General features: G+C 65.9%; 14 protein-coding genes. 7 read left to right on the top strand and 7 right to left on the bottom strand.

Annotated elements, in window-relative coordinates; translation table 11 throughout:
• Positions 1-143: 143 nt before the first annotated feature.
• The 4 genes from IB256_RS13200 to hslO form a co-directional block, all read right to left on the bottom strand.
• Positions 144-1,643 carry a flavin-containing monooxygenase gene (locus IB256_RS13200; RefSeq protein WP_192293390.1) on the bottom strand — a complete coding sequence of 500 codons (1,500 nt, stop codon included), beginning with the start codon at positions 1,641-1,643 and terminating at the stop codon, positions 144-146.
• A 126-nt stretch (positions 1,644-1,769) separates the two neighbouring features.
• Positions 1,770-3,707 carry an ATP-dependent DNA helicase RecQ gene (locus tag IB256_RS13205; protein WP_192402865.1) on the bottom strand — a complete coding sequence of 646 codons (1,938 nt, stop codon included), beginning with the start codon at positions 3,705-3,707 and terminating at the stop codon, positions 1,770-1,772.
• A 249-nt stretch (positions 3,708-3,956) separates the two neighbouring features.
• The gene (locus IB256_RS13210; protein WP_081515293.1) at positions 3,957-5,498 is read right to left on the bottom strand and encodes a phosphoenolpyruvate carboxykinase; all 1,542 of its coding nucleotides are present in this window, start codon (positions 5,496-5,498) and stop codon (positions 3,957-3,959) included.
• A 168-nt stretch (positions 5,499-5,666) separates the two neighbouring features.
• Complete coding sequence (hslO, locus tag IB256_RS13215; protein WP_138213783.1) at positions 5,667-6,560, bottom strand: Hsp33 family molecular chaperone HslO; 894 nt, start codon at positions 6,558-6,560, stop codon at positions 5,667-5,669.
• Positions 6,561-6,679: 119 nt separating this feature from the next.
• Between hslO and IB256_RS13220 the strand changes: the two genes are divergently transcribed.
• Positions 6,680-7,480 (top strand): phosphatase PAP2 family protein, encoded by an 801-nt coding sequence (locus IB256_RS13220; RefSeq protein WP_192402867.1) that lies wholly within the window; start codon positions 6,680-6,682, stop codon positions 7,478-7,480.
• Between the two features lie 45 nt (positions 7,481-7,525).
• Here IB256_RS13220 and IB256_RS13225 read toward each other — a convergent pair whose 3' ends face one another.
• On the bottom strand, positions 7,526-7,918 hold the full coding sequence (locus IB256_RS13225; RefSeq protein ID WP_045215645.1) for an RNA-binding S4 domain-containing protein: 393 nt from the start codon (positions 7,916-7,918) through the stop codon (positions 7,526-7,528).
• 134 nt (positions 7,919-8,052) lie between these two features.
• Here IB256_RS13225 and IB256_RS13230 point away from each other — a divergent pair, with 134 nt between their 5' ends.
• The 3 genes from IB256_RS13230 to IB256_RS13240 all read left to right on the top strand — a co-directional run bounded on the left by IB256_RS13230 (position 8,053) and on the right by IB256_RS13240 (position 10,702).
• Complete coding sequence (locus IB256_RS13230; RefSeq protein ID WP_263864846.1) at positions 8,053-8,496, top strand: ATP-dependent zinc protease; 444 nt, start codon at positions 8,053-8,055, stop codon at positions 8,494-8,496.
• Entirely contained in the window at positions 8,493-9,398 is a 906-nt protein-coding gene (gene rimK, locus IB256_RS13235; protein WP_038803545.1) for a 30S ribosomal protein S6--L-glutamate ligase, read from the top strand. Before IB256_RS13230 ends, rimK begins: the two co-directional genes overlap by 4 nt.
• A gap of 374 nt (positions 9,399-9,772) precedes the next feature.
• Entirely contained in the window at positions 9,773-10,702 is a 930-nt protein-coding gene (locus tag IB256_RS13240) for a S66 peptidase family protein (protein WP_192293396.1), read from the top strand.
• Positions 10,703-10,840: 138 nt separating this feature from the next.
• Here IB256_RS13240 and IB256_RS13245 read toward each other — a convergent pair whose 3' ends face one another.
• Both IB256_RS13245 and ompR read right to left on the bottom strand, forming a co-directional pair.
• Complete coding sequence (locus IB256_RS13245) at positions 10,841-12,160, bottom strand: ATP-binding protein (RefSeq protein ID WP_081515287.1); 1,320 nt, start codon at positions 12,158-12,160, stop codon at positions 10,841-10,843.
• A 61-nt stretch (positions 12,161-12,221) separates the two neighbouring features.
• Positions 12,222-12,962 carry a two-component system response regulator OmpR gene (gene ompR / locus IB256_RS13250; protein WP_192293405.1) on the bottom strand — a complete coding sequence of 247 codons (741 nt, stop codon included), beginning with the start codon at positions 12,960-12,962 and terminating at the stop codon, positions 12,222-12,224.
• A gap of 274 nt (positions 12,963-13,236) precedes the next feature.
• On the opposite strand from ompR, the gene IB256_RS13255 reads away from it, so the two are divergent.
• From IB256_RS13255 to gshA, 3 genes are all read left to right on the top strand, one after another.
• Positions 13,237-15,579, top strand: coding sequence for a Tex family protein (locus tag IB256_RS13255; protein ID WP_192402869.1), 2,343 nt, complete (start codon positions 13,237-13,239; stop codon positions 15,577-15,579).
• 36 nt (positions 15,580-15,615) lie between these two features.
• Positions 15,616-15,978 (top strand): PaaI family thioesterase, encoded by a 363-nt coding sequence (locus IB256_RS13260; protein WP_405307451.1) that lies wholly within the window; start codon positions 15,616-15,618, stop codon positions 15,976-15,978.
• A gap of 165 nt (positions 15,979-16,143) precedes the next feature.
• Positions 16,144-17,730 carry a glutamate--cysteine ligase gene (gshA, locus tag IB256_RS13265; protein WP_192293409.1) on the top strand — a complete coding sequence of 529 codons (1,587 nt, stop codon included), beginning with the start codon at positions 16,144-16,146 and terminating at the stop codon, positions 17,728-17,730.
• Positions 17,731-17,833: the final 103 nt, after the last annotated feature.

A 17,833-nucleotide genomic window follows, 5' to 3' on the forward strand; every position in this document is an offset into this window, starting at 1 on the left:
TGGCTGGCATGGGCGGGAATGGCGCGCATGGTAAGCCGAGAGGCTACCCCGTTGCAGAACGGCGTATCGATAATGTCCATCCGAAGCGTTGATAGATCAAACGACGCGGGCACTCTCCGGACCGAGCAAGTGCCCGCAGGGGATCAGCTCTCCAGCGCTTCCACCGGTGCCGCCGCGGCCTGACGCTGCCTGGGCGAGGTGAAGGCCAGGTAACCATCCTCGACCTTGCCGTAGCGCAGCAGGGCGAGGTCCAGCGCGTAGTTCTGGTAGAGCTTCCACGGCGTGCGGTCGCCCTGCTTGGGCATGCGGTCGGCGGCACGCTGGATGTAGCCGGAGTTGAGGTTGAGGAAGGGTTCTTCCTTCACCGACCCATCAGTCTGGCGCGGCGTGCACTGGCGCATGCCGACGGCATCGAGGTGGTTGATCAGGCGGCAGAAGTACTCGCTGGAAAGGTCGGCCTTGAGCGTCCAGCTGGCGTTGGTGTAGCCGACGATGGCGGCGAGGTTGGGCAGGTCGCGCAGCATGATGCCGCGGTAGCCCATGCTCTGGGTGACGTCGAAGGGCTTGCCGTCGATGGCCAGCTCGGCGCCGCCGAACATCACCAGGTCCAGCCCGGTAGCGGTGACGATCACGTCCGCCTCCAGCACCTGACCGGACTTGAGCAGGATGCCCTTCTCGCAGAAGCGCTCGATATGGTCGGTGACCACCGAAGCACGGCCCTGGCGCAGCGCCTTGAACAGGTCACCATCGGGCACGCAGCACACGCGCTCGTCCCACGGCTTGTAGCGCGGGCTGAAGTGGCGCATGTCGAAATCCTTGCCCAGCTGCAGGTTGGCCAGCTTCAGCATGAGCTTGCGCACCGCGCCGGGAAACGCCTTGGAGGCCATGAAGAAGATCATCTGCATGGTCACGTTGCGTGCACGCGCCTGGCGGTACACCCACTTCTCCGGCAGGAAGTTGCGCAGGAAGTTGGAGATCGGGTCCTTCGCCGGCAGGTTGATCACATAGGACGGCGAGCGCTGCAGCATGGTGACGTGGGCAGCCTTGTCGGTCAGCGACGGAACCAGCGTGACGGCGGTGGCGCCGCTGCCGATCACCACGATGCGCTTGCCGCTGTAATCGAAGCTCTCCGGCCACAGCTGCGGATGGATGACCTGCCCGGCGAAGCTCTCGCGTCCGGCGAATTCCGGGGTGTAGCCGGCGTCGTAGCGGTAGTAGCCGGTACACATGAAGAGGAACTGCGCGCTCATGCGCACCGGCTCCGCCTCGTCGCCGCGCTGCACGACAAGGTTCCAGCGTGCGCTGGCGCTGTCCCAGTCGGCCTTGAGCACGCGATGGCGGTAGCGGACCTTGTCCTCGACGCTGTACTCGCGGGCTGTCTCGCGGATGTAGCTGAGGATCGACGGACCGTCGGCGATGGCCTTGGGGTCGGTCCAGGGCTTGAAGTTGTAGCCCAGGGTGTACATGTCCGAGTCGGAGCGGATGCCCGGGTAGCGGAACAGGTCCCAGGTACCGCCCATGGCCTCGCGGCCCTCGAGGATGGCGTAGGACTTGCCGGGGCACTGCTTCTGCAGGTGGCAGGCGGCGCCGATGCCGGACAGGCCGGCGCCGATGATCAGTACATCCAGATGCTCGGTGGACATGCGCGGGGCTCCTTGCTGCAACGCCCTGAAGAGTCTAGGCGGGAATGCTCATTGCACACCCTACAAGGAGCCCAGCCGGCATCACGCCGACCTTTAGTCGTGCGTGGCGCCGGCGTCTTCAGGCGGTCACAGTTGCGCCTGAACCCAGTCACGGACCTGGGCGTAGGGGTAGTCCTCCAGCGTCGCGTAGCCCGGCAGCGTGCGGGCTCGCATGCGCGTGAAGGCCGGCACGCTGATGCCGCAGAGGAAGCGCGTCACGCAGTCGGCGCTGGGCGCAAGACCTCGTGCGCTGCGGAACTTTTCCAGAAACGCGGCGCAGCGATTTTGCAGTGACTGGCCGTCCAGCGGTGGCAGTGCGGGTGGCTCCGGCAGTCGGGCAATGCGGCCGGCGCAGACCGAGCAGTGCCCGCAGCGGCGCGGCGCGTACTGGTCGCCGAAGTACTGGGCAAGGCGCCAGCTCAGGCACTCCGAGCTGCCCAGCAGCTCGAGCATGGCGCCGATACGGGCGATCTCGCTGTCCTCGTGGCGCTTGAAGTAGCGATGCAGTTCCTCACTCAAGTTATCCACAGCGAAGGAAGCATCGCGCACCGAGTAGACCTCGGTCATCTGCTTGCTCTCCAACTCCACCCAGCCGCGCTCCTGGAAATAGTCCAGCGCCTTCACCACCCGCGCGCGCTCGGCGCCATGGCGGCTGTAGAGGGTGTCGAAATCCAGGGTCGCCCAAGTCCTGGCCCGCGCCGAGGTGGTGAGGATGGCGTCGACGAACTGCCGGCGCTCGCCTTCGAAATGACTCAGCAGCTCGGCGGAATCGATGTTCAGTTTGTAGCGATATTCGGCGAAGTAGGCGAAACGCGGGGCGATGATGCCGCGCAGCTCCAGCTGCACCAGCAGCGTCTTCAACGGCAGCTGACGGATGTTGGACTGGTCCGACAGCGGCACCAGCATGGTTTCCCACTGGCCGCCCCCCTGATCTCCAGCCGCCTGGCGAATCTCTTCCAGCACATGGCGAATGCCCTCGCGCTCGGGCGTGTCGCCGTAGACGAAGTTCTCCAGCACGTTGAGGCTGTCGCGGTTGGCCAGCACCAGGCACTCCGAACGCTGGCCGTCACGCCCGGCGCGGCCGATCTCCTGGCTGTAGTTCTCCAGCGACTTGGGCAGGTCGTAATGCACCACCTGGCGGATGTTGCTCTTGTCGATGCCCATGCCGAAGGCGATGGTGGCGACGATGCAGTTCAGCCGCCCGTCCATGAAGCGGCGCTGGATACCCTCGCGCTCCGGGTGCTCCATCCCGGCGTGGTAGGCACAGGCGGGAATACCGCGCTCGGCCAGGTGTGCCGCAACTTCCTCGGCGGTCTTCTGCTGGGTGACATAGACGATGGCTGGCTGCCCGGCGCGCTCGCCCAGCCAGTGCACCAGCCGCGCGCGACGGGCGGCGCTGGCCACCGGCTCCACCTGCAGGTCGAGGTTGGCGCGATAGAAGCCGGTGGTGACCACATCAACCTCGGCGATGGCGAACTTGGCGCGCATGTCGGCGATCACCGCCGGCGTCGCGGTGGCGGTGAGCAGCAACACCTGGGGAATGCGGAACTGCTTCTGGTAGTCCGGCAGCTTCAGGTAGTCGGGGCGGAAGTTGTGGCCCCATTCGGAAATGCAGTGCGCCTCGTCCACCACCAGCAGGGAAATCGGCACCTCGCTGATGAAGTTGCGGAAGCGCTCGTTCTTCAGGCGCTCCACCGAGATCATCAGCACCTTCAGCTCGCCGCTGCGCGCGCGGGCCATGGTCTGCGCGGTCTGCTCGCGGCTCTGCGCCGAATCGATGCTGGCGGCGGCGATGCCGTGGCGGGCGAGGAAGGCGAGCTGGTCCTGCATCAGCGCCAGCAGTGGCGAGACCACCAGGGTCAGGTGCGGCAGCAGCAGCGCCGGCAACTGGTAGCACAGCGACTTGCCCGAGCCGGTGGGAAAGATCGCCGCCGCCGAGCGCCCGGCCAGCACCGCGCTGACCGCCGTCTCCTGGCCGGGGCGGAATTGGCGGAAGCCGAAGACGCGTTCGAGGGTGTCGTGCATGGGGATAACTCCTTTCATGGGCGTCCACCCAGCCTAGGAACCGCTTTTGTAGGAGAGCGCTTACCAGCGAGTCGATCGAGGCCGTTCACCATACGCCGAAGCCGGCGTTTTTGTAGGAGCGCGCCGTGCGCGCGTTCGCGCCCACAGTTCCCTTCCAAAAAGAACGGCCCGCTCCTACAGGGGGATTCCGGCGTCGGGCCGAGAAATGAAAAAGCCGCCCGAAGGCGGCTCTTTCCAGAACGGGCTCGCTTACAGCTGCGGGCCGGCGTTCTTGATGGCGTCGCTCACGTCGAACTTCTGGAAGTTGTCGATGAACTTGGTGGCCAGGCCCTTGGCGGCTTCGTCGTAGGCAGCCTTGTCTTCCCAGGTGTTGCGCGGGTTGAGCAGGACGGTGTCGACGCCCGGAACGGCCTTGGGCACGTCCAGGTTGATGATGTCCAGGTGCTCGGTCTCGGCGCCGATCAGAGCACCGCTCTGGATGGCGGCGATCACGCCACGGGTGGTCGGGATGTTGAAGCGCTTGCCGACGCCGTAGCCACCACCGGTCCAGCCGGTGTTGACCAGGTAGACCTTGGAGCCGAAGGCCTTGATGCGCTTGATCAGCAGCTCGGCGTAGACGCCAGCCGGACGCGGGAAGAACGGTGCGCCGAAGCAGGTGGAGAAGGTCGACTTGATGCCGCCGCCCGAGCCCATTTCGGTGGAACCGACCAGCGCGGTGTAGCCGGACAGGAAGTGGTAGGCCGCCTGCTCGTTATTCAGGATCGACACCGGCGGCAGTACGCCGGTCAGGTCGCAGGTCAGGAAGATCACGGCGTTCGGCTCGCCCCCGAGGTTCTGCTCGGAACGCTTCTCGACGTTTTCCAGCGGATAGGCCGCGCGGGAGTTCTGGGTCAGGCTGTCATCGGCATAGTCCGGGGTGCGGTTTTCGTCGAGGACGACGTTTTCCAGCACGGCGCCGAACTTGATAGCTTTCCAGATCACCGGCTCGTTCTTCTCGGACAGGTCGATGCACTTGGCATAGCAACCGCCTTCGATGTTGAAGACAACGCCTTCGCCCCAGCCGTGCTCGTCGTCGCCGATCAGGTAGCGGCTTTCGTCGGCGGACAGGGTGGTCTTGCCGGTGCCCGACAGACCGAAGAACAGGGTCACATCGCCCGCTTCACCGATGTTGGCGGCGCAGTGCATCGGCAGCACGTCTTTTTCCGGCAGCAGGTAGTTCTGCACGCCGAACATGGCCTTCTTCATTTCACCGGCGTAACGCATACCGGCGATCAGCACCTTCTTCTGGGCGAAGTTGAGGATCACGCAGCCATCGGAGTTGGTGCCGTCACGCTCGGGCACGCACTCGAAGTTGGCAACGTTGAGAACCTGCCACTCTTCGCGGCCGGCCGGGTTGTACTGCTCGGGCTCGATGAACAGCGCGCGGCCGAACAGGTTCTGCCAGGCGGTAGCGGTGGTCATCTTCACGGCCAGGTAGTGGTCGTGGGCCGAACCTACATGAACGTGGGAAACGAAATGGTCCTGGGCGTCATTGAAGGCCTGGACACGGTCCCACAGGGCATCGAACTTGTCGGCCGGGAACGGACGGTTGATGGCGCCCCATGCGATGGAATCCTTGCTGCCCGGCTCTTCGACGATGAAACGGTCGGCAGGCGAGCGGCCGGTGCGGTGGCCGGTTTTCACCACGAGCGAGCCGTTGTCGGCGAGTTCGCCTTCGCCGCGGCGAATGGCTTCTTCCACCAGTTGGGCAACGCTGATATCGGTGTAAACGGCTTTATTGGCTTGCGTCATGTGGGTCCCCGTCGGCCGAAGCCGAGTCCTCCAAACATTGCGTAGTGACTTCTGATTCCCACTACCGCGGAAAAAAGTCGCGGGATTATGCCAGAAAAGAACTGTTCTCGTGCAGCCTCTGATCTGGCGAGAGCGCCATTGGTTCGGCTATCGGACAATTCGATGCGGTCAATGGCGGGTTTCTGACGGCGTCTGGCTACCGCCGCCCGAGAACAGCTGGGCAACGTCCGAACCGTCGAACTGGTAGCGCTGGTTGCAGAACTGGCAGTCGATGACGATCTCGCCATCCTCCTCGGCCAGCAGCCGCTCGGCGTCTTCCTGCCCAAGACTGACCAGCGCGTTGGCCGAGCGTTCCCGCGAGCAGCTGCAGCGGAACACCAGCGGCTGCGGCTCGAACAGGCGCACGTCGTCCTCGTGGTACAGGCGGTGCAGCACGGTGGCGTTGTCCAGGCCCAGCAGCTCCTCGGCGGTGAGGGTATCGGCCAGGGTGCTGACGTGCTGCCAGCTGGCTTCCCGCGACTCGGCGTCGCGCTGGCGGTCGGCCGGCAGTTGCTGCAGCAGCAGTCCACGGGCGCGGCGGCTGTCGGCGTTCAGCCAGAAACGGGTCGGCAGTTGCTCGGAGGTGGCGAAGTAGGTCGACAGGCAGTCCGCCAGGGTCGCGCCTTCCAGCGGCACGATGCCCTGGTAGCGCTTGCCGTTCTTCGGATCGACGGTGAGGGTCAGTACGCCCTCCGGCATCAGCTCCGGCAGACCGGCGGTATCGCCGATGGCGTCCGCGTCGTAGCGGGCCAGGCCGCGCACTTCGCGGTTGCTGGAGCACTCCACCATCAGCAGCGGCACGGCACCGCTGGAGCGCGCCTGCAGCACCAGCAGGCCATCGAACTTCAGGGTGCCGCAGAGCAGCGCGGCGGCGGCCAGCATTTCTCCCAGCAACTGGGCGACCGGCTGCGGGTAGGGGTGCTTGGCCAGCACTTCGGCGAAGCTGCGGTCGAGCTCTACCAGCTCACCACGGACATCGGTGTTGTCGAACAGGAAACGCTGACTTTGATCGATCTGGGACATGCTTGGCACAACGCTGCGATAGGCACAAATAAATGACAAGTTGATGGCAAAGGCCTATAAAGCGCGCTTTGCAGCACCCACCCATACTCGGGGGGGGTCCGTAAGGGGGTATCGATTTTATGGACAAAACCACGCCGTTCCAAGCCACCTGGTCCTGGAAGCCCTTCATCGCCTGTCACCTGATGGCGGTCGTCCTGCTCCTGCTGTGGCTCTGGGAGCCCGCTCGCAGCGCGATGGACCTGTTCGATTTCAGCCTGTTCAGCCTGCTCAACCAGCCGCTGGCGACCAACGAAGCCTGGCGCCTGACCTGGGCCGTGGCGAGCACCCGGCCGTTCGACCTGCTGGTCGGGGTGATCCTGCTGCTGCTGATGATCCGCGGCGACTGGATCTTCAAGGCCACCCAGGTCCGCGCAGCGACCTTCGGCTTTCTATGCGCGGCCGTCGTGCTGGTGGTCGTGCGCATCCTCTACGCCAAGGTCGCCCACAAGCTGGGCTGGCAGCACGCGAGCATTTCCAGCATCGCGCCGGATGCCGTACGCCTGGAACACTTCTTCCCGCAATGGGAAGACACCCCCTTCGAGGTGAAGGACGAGTCCGCCCGCAGCTTCCCCGGCGACCACGCCTCGGTGCTGCTGATCTGGGCGCTGTTCCTCACCCTGTTCGCCCGCAACGCCCTGCAGTGGGTGGTGATCTGGGGTCTGGCGCTGCTGTTCATGCTGCCGCGCCTGGTGGCCGGCGCGCACTGGGGCCAGGACGACTACATCGGCGGCGTGCAGATGGCGCTGGTGGCCCTGGCCTGGAGCTGCTTCACCCCCTTCGCCGCCAAGGGCAGCGCCGCCCTGGTGCGCTGGACCGACCCGCTGTTCCGCCTGGCCGCGAGAATCCCACTGGTCAATCGCCTGAGCGTCGTCGCGGCCTGACGGCTACCTGCTCCCGGCGAGGCGCCCGTCGCCCTCGCCGGTCGATCATTCCTGATCGCGGAAGCTGAACAACTGGCGTCGCTGCTTCTTGGTCGGCCGCCCGTCGGTCTGCACGCCCAGCGCGCCGGCCTTGCGCATGGCCGAAGCGTCCTCGCGGCGTTTCACGCTGTCCGCGGTCTCTTCATAGAGCAACTGTGCCTCGGGCGCGCCACGGCGCACCATGGACAACGCTTTCACCACCACGGTGCGCTCGTCGAAGCCGGTGCGGATCACGTACTCCTCGCCGACCTTCGGCTCCTTGCCCGGCTTGCAGCGCTCACCCCGGCAATGCACCTTGCCACCGTCGATGGCTTCCTTGGCCAGGGAGCGGGTCTTGTAGAAGCGCGCCGCCCACAGCCACTTGTCCAGGCGGACCTTGTCGTCGTCTTTTTCGCTCACTTCACAACCTCGTCATGCGGGTCTGAGAGTGTACCCCGCGCCCCGCTGGCGGGGCACAAGCGGCCTGACTAGAATGCCGGCAAACGCCGGGGACACCAGCCTTGAAGACTTTCGACCAGCTGTCGGTAATTGGTCTGCGCGAATGGATCGCCCTGCCCGAACTGGGCATGGTCGGCCTGCGCGCGAAGATCGACACCGGCGCCAGCACCTCCAGCCTGCATGCCAGCGACATCGTGCCTTTCGAGCGCGACGGGCAGAGCTGGGTGCGCTTCGTCGCCCACTTGGGCACCCAGGTGCAGCGCCGCCATCGCTGCGAGGCGCCGGTGGTGACGATGAAGACCATCAAGAGCTCCAACGGCCAGGCCCAGACCCGCTACGTGATCCGTACCCTGCTGGCGCTGGGCGACCGCGCCTGGTCGGTGGAATTCACCCTGGCCTGCCGCAAGACCATGCGCTACCGCGTGCTGCTAGGCTCCAAGGCTCTCGTACAGGGCCAGCTGGTGGTCAACCCGGGCCTCACCTACGTGCAAGACAAACCCCTCATCATGGTTCCCGCCACCCTTCCAGGTGATCAATGAAAATTGCTGTGCTGTCGCGCAATCCGCGCCTGTATTCCACCCGTCGGCTGGTAGAGGCCGGGCAGCAACGCGGCCACGAGATGGTGGTGATCGACACCCTCCGCGCCTACATGAACATCGCCAGCCACAAGCCGCAGATCCACTACCGCGGCAAGCCGCTGGAAGGTTTCGACGCGGTGATCCCGCGCATCGGCGCCTCGGTGACCTTCTATGGCTGCGCCGTGCTGCGCCAGTTCGAGATGATGGGGGTCTTCCCGCTCAACGAGTCGGTGGCCATCGCCCGTTCCCGCGACAAGCTGCGTTCGCTGCAGCTGCTGTCGCGCAAGGGCATCGGCCTGCCGGTGACCGGTTTCGCCCACTCCCCCGATGACGTGCCGGACCTGATCGAAATGGTCGGTGGCGCGCCGCTGGTGATCAAGCTGCTGGAAGGCACCCAGGGCATCGGCGTGGTCCTCTGCGAGACGGAGAAGGCCGCCGAATCCGTGCTGGAGGCCTTCATGGGGCTCAAGCACAACATCATGGTGCAGGAGTACATCAAGGAAGCCGGCGGCGCCGACATCCGCTGCTTCGTGGTCGGCGACAAGGTGATCGCCTCGATGAAGCGCCAGGCCGCGGCCGGCGAGTTCCGCTCCAACCTGCACCGTGGCGGCAGCGCCAGCCTGATCAAGATCACCCCGGAGGAGCGCATGACCGCCATCCGCGCCGCCAAGGTGATGGGCCTGCACGTCGCCGGCGTCGACATCCTGCGCTCCAACCATGGCCCGCTGGTGATGGAGGTGAATTCCTCGCCGGGCCTGGAAGGCATCGAGACCACCACCGGCAAGGACATCGCCGGGGTGATCATCGAGTACCTGGAGAAGAATGGCGGGCCGCATCTGGCGCGGACCAAAGGCAAGGGGTGAGCCAGGGCTTTTTTCGCGACGCATGCGTTGCACCGGCGAACGCCAGGCCACGGGTGGCTTGGCAGCGGTCACGGAGAAGCACGTAGTCGCCACAGGGGTCTCAGGAACAAACTCTCATGAGTCCCCCTTAAGCATCGCGCGGGGCTCCCCCTCACCCTAACCCTCTCCCAAAGGGAGAGGGGACTGATCGGTACAGGCTGAAATCGCATCATCAGCCGGCACGGACGGCTCCCTCTCCCACCGGGAGAGGGCTGGGGTGAGGGCAATCGCGGCACCCATACCAGCAGAAAGCACGCTGTCCATCGTTGCCCCATTGAACCCTTCACGAGCAAGCTCGCTCCTACAGGTCCTTTCCACCGTTGTCGGATGTACTCATGCCCGCTCCCCGCCCCCACGCCGAACTCACCTGGTCGCCCATCGAAGGCCGCGTCGCGCTGGTCGCGCCGGCCTCGGCGATTGCCGAAGAGGTACTCGAAGCCACCCTGCGCCAGTTGGAAGTACAAGGCATCGACTACCACCTGGGCGAGCACGCCGACGCCCGCTACCGCTACCTGGCCGGCACGCCGGAGCAACGCCTGGAAGACTTCCACGCCGCCTTCGAGCGGGAAGACGTCAGCGCCGTCTGGTGCCTGCGTGGTGGCTACGGCTGTGGACAACTCATCCCGCAGCTGGACTGGCAGCGCCTCAAGGCCGCCTCGCCGCGCCCGCTGATCGGCTTCTCGGACATCTCCATCCTGCTCAGCGCCTTCCACCGCCAGGGCCTGCCGGCGATCCATGGCATGGTCGCCACCGGCCTCGGTCTGCAGCCGCTGAGCGCACCCAGCGAGCAACGTGAACGCCTGGCTTCGCTGGCCTCGGTCAGCCACGTTCTGGCCGGCGGCCCCGGCAAGCTGGCGGTGCAGCATCTGGCGGGGCCGAAGGCGGCTGTGGAAGGTGAACTGATCGGCGGCAACCTCACCGCGCTGGCCTGCATGGCTGGCACAGCAGGTGCGCTGTATGTGCCGGACGGCGCGATCCTGATCCTCGAGGACGTTGGCGAGCCCTACTACCGCCTCGAGCGCAGCCTCTGGCAGCTACTGAACAGCCTGGACGGCGCACGCCTGGGCGCGATCTGCCTCGGCACCTTCACCGATTGCCCCCGCAAGGGCGTGGCCCACAGCCTGGAAGAAATCTTTGCCGAGTACGCCGCGCAACTGGGCGTGCCGCTCTACCACGGCCTGCCCAGCGGCCACGGCGCGCACAACCGCGCCTGGCCCTATGGGCGCCGGGCGGTTCTCGAAGGCAAATCCCTGCGCTGGGATTAGAGTCTGTTTACGATCTCGCGAGCTAGAGCAGAACAAGGCGAGGGCAGCTGAGAAAGCGGAGTTGACTGTAGTCAATGAGCACTTCTCGGCTGGCCTCAACGCAGTTATGCCGACGCGCAGCAGATCGTAAGCAGGCTCTTAGTGCGCGTCGCGCGGCAGCAGCAACCCCAACGGCAGGCAGACGCGCGCTTCCACGCCACCGCCCTCGCGGTTGCGCAGCTCGATGCTGCCGCCGTGCTGTTCGGCGATGCGCTTGACGATGGCCAGCCCGAGGCCGGTGCCCTTGCCGCCGCGTGCTTTGTCGCCGCGGAAGAAGGGATTGAAGATGTTCTCCAGCTCCTGCGGATCGACGCCCGCACCGCGGTCCAGCACGCTGAGCACCACATAGGGCGCGCCGCCACCACCGGCCACGTGGGCCGCCACTTCGACCTTGCCGCCGCCGTGGTTCAGGCCGTTCTCGATCAGGTTGCCGAGCAGGCGCTTGATCGACACCCGGCGGAAGCGGAACAGCGGCAGCGTCTCCAGGCACAGGCGCACGCGGTTGCCGCTCTGGTTGAAGGCGTCGGCCACCTCGCGGATCAGATCGGCGAGGTCGCCCTCTTCCACCGACTCGTCGCGGCCATCGCGGATGAAGGCGAGGAACTGGTCGAGGATGGCGTCCATGTCCTCGATGTCGCGGACCATGTCCTCGACCATCTCGCGGTCGCTGTCGGGCATCAGTTCCAGTGACAGGCGCAGGCGCGTCAGCGGCGTGCGCAGGTCGTGGGAAACCCCCGCCAGCATGAGCTCGCGCTCGCGACCGGCCTGCTCGACGTCGTCGGCCATCTGGTTGAACGCGCGGTACACCTCGGCCATCTCGCTGGGCGTTTCCGGCCCCAGCGGCAGGCGCACGCTGCGCCCCTTGCCGAACTCGCGGGAGGCGAAGACCAGGCGCTTCAAAGGCTGGCTGAGCAGGCGCACGAAGATCCAGGCGGCAGCGGTGGACAGCAGGCCGATGCCGAGGAACCAGCCCAGCACGCTCCAGATCTGCTGGCCGCGCAGCGGGTGCGGGTAGAGTGGTACGCCGATCCAGCCGTCACCCAGGGTTGGTGCGCGGACCCAGAGCATCGATGGATGGTGAATACGCAGGCGGGTCTCGGTATCGATGCCCAGCTCCATGCGCATCTGCCGCTGGAAGATTTCCGTGTACGGCCAGTGCACTTCCTCCGGCTGCCCCTGTTCGTGGGGCGCCCACTTCAACCCGGCGGACTGGGCGATGGCCTCGCGCGACTTCTCGTCCGCCGCCCAGTAGGCGCGCACGGTCAGCGCCGCGCCATGGCTGTACTGGCGGTCGACCAGCATGTCTTCGTTCATCAGCAGGTAGACCAGGGTCAGCGCCTTGGAGAACAGCACGACGATGAGCACCAGCCAGAGGGTGCGGGCGAAGAAGCTTTGCGGGAACCAGAGGGGTGTCTTCAAGAGGGCGTTACCAGAGGAACACGAACGGCCGGGGCGAAGGGCTTCGCCCCGGCGGGGTCAATCACTTGCGGGCGGCGCCGTCCGGCACGAATACGTAACCCACGCCCCAGACGGTCTGGATGTAGCGCGGCTTCGACGGATCGGGCTCGATCAGCCGGCGCAAACGGGAAATCTGCACATCGATGGAGCGCTCCAGGGCATCCCACTCGCGGCCGCGAGCCAGGTTCATCAGCTTGTCGCGGGTCAGCGGTTCGCGCGCGTGCTGGACCAGGGCCTTGAGCACGGCGAACTCACCGGTGGTGAGCATGTGCACTTCCTCGCCTTTCTTCAGCTCGCGGGTGGCCAGGTGCAGCTCGTAGTCGCCGAAGGTGACGATCTCGTCCTCGCCCGCCGGCGCGCCCGGCACCAGCGGCGCCTGGCGGCGCAGCACGGCCTTGATCCGCGCCAGCAGCTCGCGCGGGTTGAAGGGCTTGGCCAGGTAGTCGTCGGCGCCCTGCTCAAGGCCGGAGATACGGCTGGACTCGTCGCCCTTGGCGGTGAGCATGATGATCGGGATCTGGTTGTTCGACTCGCGCAGTCGCTTGCACGCGGAGAGGCCATCCTCGCCGGGCATCATCAGGTCCAGTACCACCAACTGGAACAGCTCGCGGGCCAGCAGGCGGTCCATCTGCTCGGTGTTTTCGACGGCGCGGACACGGTAACCCTGCTCATCGAGGAAGCGTTCCAGCAGACGGCGCAGGCGCGCGTCGTCATCGACCACGAGGATCTTTTCGCCTTCCGGCAGGGTGGCAGCGTTGGTCATGGAAACTCCCAGAATCTGATTCGACGGGCATTATCGCCCAGCCGCCGCGCATGACGGCCTGTCCATTGTTAGCAGATTTTTCCCCGACCAGTCGCCCACCCGGTGAAATTGTCGTGGGTATAATGCGGCGCTTTTGCGGCGGGGCGTTGTCACAGAGCCTGTCGAATGACCGGGAAGCCCGGCATTGGCGCTCTGTTATGGGCCTTTCGATGATCCTGCGAGCTAGCGCAGCAGATCATGCGCCCCGTTTTCGATTGTCTTGTCAGGTGGATTCATGGACAGCATCAACACCCGTATCGCCGAAGAGCTTTCCGCACTGCCCTCCGGCCGCGTTCAACCGCAGCAAGTCGCCGCTGCCGTCGCCCTGCTCGATGAGGGCTCCACCGTCCCCTTCATCGCCCGTTACCGCAAAGAAGTCACCGGCAGCCTGGACGATACCCAGCTGCGCATGCTCGAAGAGCGCCTGCGTTACCTGCGCGAACTGGAAGACCGCCGTGGCGCGATCCTCGCCAGCATCGAGGAACAGGGCAAGCTGACCCCGGAACTGGCCCGCGAGATCAAGCTCGCCGACACCAAGACCCGCCTCGAAGACCTCTACCTGCCCTATAAGCAGAAGCGCCGCACCAAGGGCCAGATCGCCCTGGAAGCCGGCCTGGGCGAACTGGCCGACGCGCTGTTCAACGACCCGAGCCTGACGCCGGAAACCGAAGCCGCGCGCTTCGTCGATGCCGAAAAAGGCTTCGCCGACACCCGTGCCGTGCTCGAAGGCGCCAAGTACATCCTCATGGAACGCTTCGCCGAGGACGCCACCCTGCTGGACCGCCTGCGCGGCTTCCTCAAGGACAATGCCACCCTCACTGCGCGCATGGTGCCGGGGAAGGAAACCGAAGGCGCCAAGTTCAGCGACTACTTCGAGCACGACGAGCCGCTCAAAAGCACTCCGTCGCACCGCGCCCTGGCGATCTTCCGTGGGCGCAACGAAGGCATCCTCAGCGTTGCGCTGAAGGTCGGCGAAGAGCTGCCGGGCACCTCGCACCCTTGCGAAATCATGATCGGCGAGCGTTTCGGCGTCTCCAACCAGGGCCGCGCCGCTGACAAGTGGCTGTCCGAAGTGGTGCGCTGGACCTGGAAGGTCAAGCTCTACACCCACCTGGAAACCGACCTGCTGGGCGAGCTGCGCGACGGCGCCGACGCCGAGGCGATCAACGTCTTCGCGCGCAACCTGCACGACCTGCTGCTGGCCGCACCGGCAGGCCCGCGCGCCACCCTGGGCCTGGACCCGGGCCTGCGCACCGGTGTGAAGGTCGCCGTAGTCGATGCCACCGGCAAGCTGCTGGACACCGCCACCGTCTACCCGCACGTGCCGAAGAACCAGTGGGACCAGACCATCGCCGTGCTCGCCGCGCTGTGCGCCAAGCACCAGGTGGAACTGATCGCCATCGGCAACGGCACCGCCAGCCGCGAGACCGACAAGCTGGCCGCCGAGCTGATCAAGAAATACCCGGCGCTCAAGTGCACCAAGATCATGGTCAGCGAGGCCGGCGCTTCGGTGTACTCGGCGTCGGAACTGGCCGCCAGGGAACTCCCCGAGCTGGACGTATCGCTGCGCGGCGCCGTGTCCATCGCCCGCCGCCTGCAGGACCCGCTGGCCGAGCTGGTGAAGATCGAGCCCAAATCCATCGGCGTCGGCCAGTACCAGCACGACGTGTCCCAGCTGCAGCTCGCGCGCAGCCTGGACGCGGTCGTGGAAGACTGCGTGAACGCCGTGGGCGTGGACGTGAACACCGCCTCCGCCGCGCTGCTGGCGCGCATCTCCGGCCTCAACAGCACCCTGGCGCAGAACATCGTCGCGCACCGTGACGCCAACGGCGCGTTCCGCACCCGCGACGACCTGCGCAAAGTCAGCCGCCTGGGCGACAAGACTTTCGAGCAGGCCGCCGGCTTCCTCCGCGTGATGAACGGCGACAACCCGCTGGACGCCTCCGCGGTGCACCCGGAAACCTACCCGCTGGTCCAGCGCATCGCCGCCGACACTGGCCGCGACGTACGCTCGCTGGTCGGCGACTCGGGCTTCCTCAAGCGCCTGGACCCGAAGAAGTTCACCGACGAGCAGTTCGGCCTGCCTACCGTCACCGACATCCTCAAGGAACTCGACAAGCCCGGCCGCGACCCGCGCCCGGAGTTCAAGACCGCCGAGTTCCAGGAAGGCGTCGAGAGCCTCAAGGACCTGACGCCCGGCATGGTGCTCGAAGGCGTGGTGACCAACGTCACCAACTTCGGCGCCTTCGTCGACATCGGCGTCCACCAGGACGGCCTGGTGCACATCTCCGCGCTGTCGGAGAAGTTCGTCAAGGACCCGTACGAAGTGGTCAAGGCCGGTGACATCGTCAAGGTGAAGGTCATGGAAGTGGACATCCCGCGCAATCGCGTCGGCCTGTCCATGCGCATGAGCGACACCCCTGGCGAGAAGGTCGATGGCCCGCGCGGCGGCGGCCGGCCCGGCAACGGTGCACCGCGTGGCGATCGCAGCGCGGCCCCGCGCCAGCAGGAGCAGGCCCCGGCGAACAACGCCATGGCCTCGCTGTTCGCCAACGCCAAGCAACTGAAGAAGAAGTAAGGAAGCCCCATGAGCGAGATGCCCGCCCGCGAGCTGATGATCAGCCGCTTCAGCGAAACCATCGGCGTGCAGCCGATTCGTGTCGCTGACGGCGAAGCCGAGGTGCTGCTGCCGATGGCCGAGCACCTGCGCAACCGCGGCAATGTCATGCACGGCGGCGCGCTCTTCACGCTGATGGACATGACCATGGGCCTGGCCTGCTCCAGCGCCCATGGTTTCGACCGGCAGAGCGTCACCCTGGAATGCAAGATCAACTACATCCGCGCGGTCGCCGAAGGCGAAGTGCGCTGTGTGGCGAAAGTCCTGCACGCCGGGCGTCGTTCGCTGGTGGTCGAGGCCGACATCCACCAGGGCGACAAGCTGGTCGCCAAGGGACAAGGCACCTTCGCCCAGCTGTAAATAGCCTCGGCGCAACTGACCTATGCTGTAGTCCGGAGCCCGCGAAAAGCGGGCGCCGGCGCGGCGTCTCCCCAAGCCAGGCGACCACGCCGGTTGTGTTCTCCCCTTGTAGACCGCCCAGTCCACCCCCATAGTGGGGCGATTGCCGTGTGAAGGACTTCCAACTTGAGCGACCAACTCTCCCGCCGCCTGGCCCTGCTTGGCGATGCCGCCAACCTGTCCCTGCTCACCCAGTGCCTGCACGGTATCGAGCGCGAATGCCTGCGCGTCGATGAACGCGGCAAGCTCGCCCTGACCCCGCACCCGCGTGCGCTGGGCTCGGCGCTGACCAACCCGCAGATCACCACCGACTACTCCGAGTCGCTGCTGGAGTTCATCACCCCGACGTCCACCAGCGTCGAGAAGACCCTGGACGAGCTGGGTGACATCCATCGCTTCGCCAGCGGCAAACTCGACGGCGAATACCTGTGGAGCCCGTCCATGCCCTGCGAGCTGCCGGATGAAGAGACCATCCCGATCGCCCGCTATGGCAGCTCGCACATCGGCCGCCTGAAGTACGTCTACCGCAAGGGCCTGGCCCTGCGCTATGGCAAGACCATGCAGTGCATCGCCGGCATCCACTACAACTTCTCCCTGCCCGAAGGCATCTGGGAGTTGCTGCGTGAGGAAGAAGGCAGCGAGAAGAGCGCACGGGACTTCCAGTCGCACCGCTACATCGCGATGATCCGTAACTTCCGCCGTTACAGCTGGCTGCTGATGTACCTGTTCGGCGCATCGCCCGCCCTGGACGCCGGCTTCCTGCGCGGCCGTCCGCACGGCCTGGAAGCCTTCGACGAGCACACCCTCTACTTGCCCTACGCCACCAGCCTGCGCATGAGCGACCTGGGCTACCAGAACAACGCCCAGGCCGGCCTGACGCCCTGCTACAACGATCTGGACAGCTACATCGACAGCCTGCGCCGCGCCGTCAGCACGCCGTACGCGCCGTACGAGAAGGTCGGCACCAAGGTCGATGGCGAATGGGTGCAGCTCAACACCAACATCCTGCAGATCGAGAACGAGTACTACTCGAGCATCCGCCCGAAACGCGTCACCTACACCGGCGAGCGCCCGATCCAGGCGCTGATGGCCCGTGGCGTGCAGTACGTCGAGGCACGTTGCCTGGACATCAACCCCTTCCTGCCGCTGGGCATCGACGTCACCGAAGCCCGCTTCCTCGACGCCTTCCTGCTCTACTGCGCGCTCTCCGACAGCCCGCCGCTGGGCGGCTGCGAGTGCGGCTCGGCCACCAGCAACTTCCTCAAGGTAGTCAAGGAAGGCCGGCGCCCGGGCCTGAAGCTGGAGCGCGGCGGCCAGCAGGTCGAAATGAAGGATTGGGCTAACGGCCTGCTCGACGCCATCGCGCCGATCATCGACCTGCTCGACCGCGCCAACGGCAGCAGTCTGCACGCGCAGAGCCTGGCCGAGCAGCGCGCCAAGGTCGCCGATGCCGACCAGACGCCATCGGCCAAGGTCCTGGCGGAGATGCGCGAACGCGGCGAAAGCTTCGAGGCCTTCGCCCTGCGCTACAGCCGCCAGCACGCCGAAACACTGGGCAGCGAACCCCTGTCGACGCAAGAGCAGGCCCGCTTCGAAGGCATGGCCAGTCAATCCCTGGCCGAACAGGCGGAGCTGGAAAAACAGCCCGAGGGCGATTTCGACACCTTCGTCGCCGCCTACCAGGCAAGCATCCTCGGCTTGATCAGCGTCTGAGACCCAGGGAATCCACTGACAGACCTTTCATATAAATCTTCTCCGCAGCTCGCTCACTCCGGGAGGAGAATCACCTCCCGCCCTGGCGTCGCCGGAAATCACC

Origin of the sequence: Pseudomonas sp. PDM17 (assembly GCF_014851985.1) — a bacterium.
Taxonomy (GTDB): Bacteria; Pseudomonadota; Gammaproteobacteria; order Pseudomonadales; family Pseudomonadaceae; genus Pseudomonas.

Bases quoted from the DNA above. Each gene is read 5' to 3' on its own strand.
- IB256_RS13200 (WP_192293390.1), bottom strand. From the start codon at position 1,643: ATGTCCACCGAGCATCTGGATGTACTGATCATCGGCGCCGGCCTGTCC.
- IB256_RS13205 (WP_192402865.1), bottom strand. From the start codon at position 3,707: ATGCACGACACCCTCGAACGCGTCTTCGGCTTCCGCCAATTCCGCCCC.
- IB256_RS13210 (WP_081515293.1), bottom strand. From the start codon at position 5,498: ATGACGCAAGCCAATAAAGCCGTTTACACCGATATCAGCGTTGCCCAA.
- hslO (WP_138213783.1), bottom strand. From the start codon at position 6,560: ATGTCCCAGATCGATCAAAGTCAGCGTTTCCTGTTCGACAACACCGAT.
- IB256_RS13220 (WP_192402867.1), top strand. From the start codon at position 6,680: ATGGACAAAACCACGCCGTTCCAAGCCACCTGGTCCTGGAAGCCCTTC.
- rimK (WP_038803545.1), top strand. From the start codon at position 8,493: ATGAAAATTGCTGTGCTGTCGCGCAATCCGCGCCTGTATTCCACCCGT.
- IB256_RS13240 (WP_192293396.1), top strand. From the start codon at position 9,773: ATGCCCGCTCCCCGCCCCCACGCCGAACTCACCTGGTCGCCCATCGAA.
- ompR (WP_192293405.1), bottom strand. From the start codon at position 12,962: ATGACCAACGCTGCCACCCTGCCGGAAGGCGAAAAGATCCTCGTGGTC.
- IB256_RS13255 (WP_192402869.1), top strand. From the start codon at position 13,237: ATGGACAGCATCAACACCCGTATCGCCGAAGAGCTTTCCGCACTGCCC.
- IB256_RS13260 (WP_405307451.1), top strand. From the start codon at position 15,616: ATGATCAGCCGCTTCAGCGAAACCATCGGCGTGCAGCCGATTCGTGTC.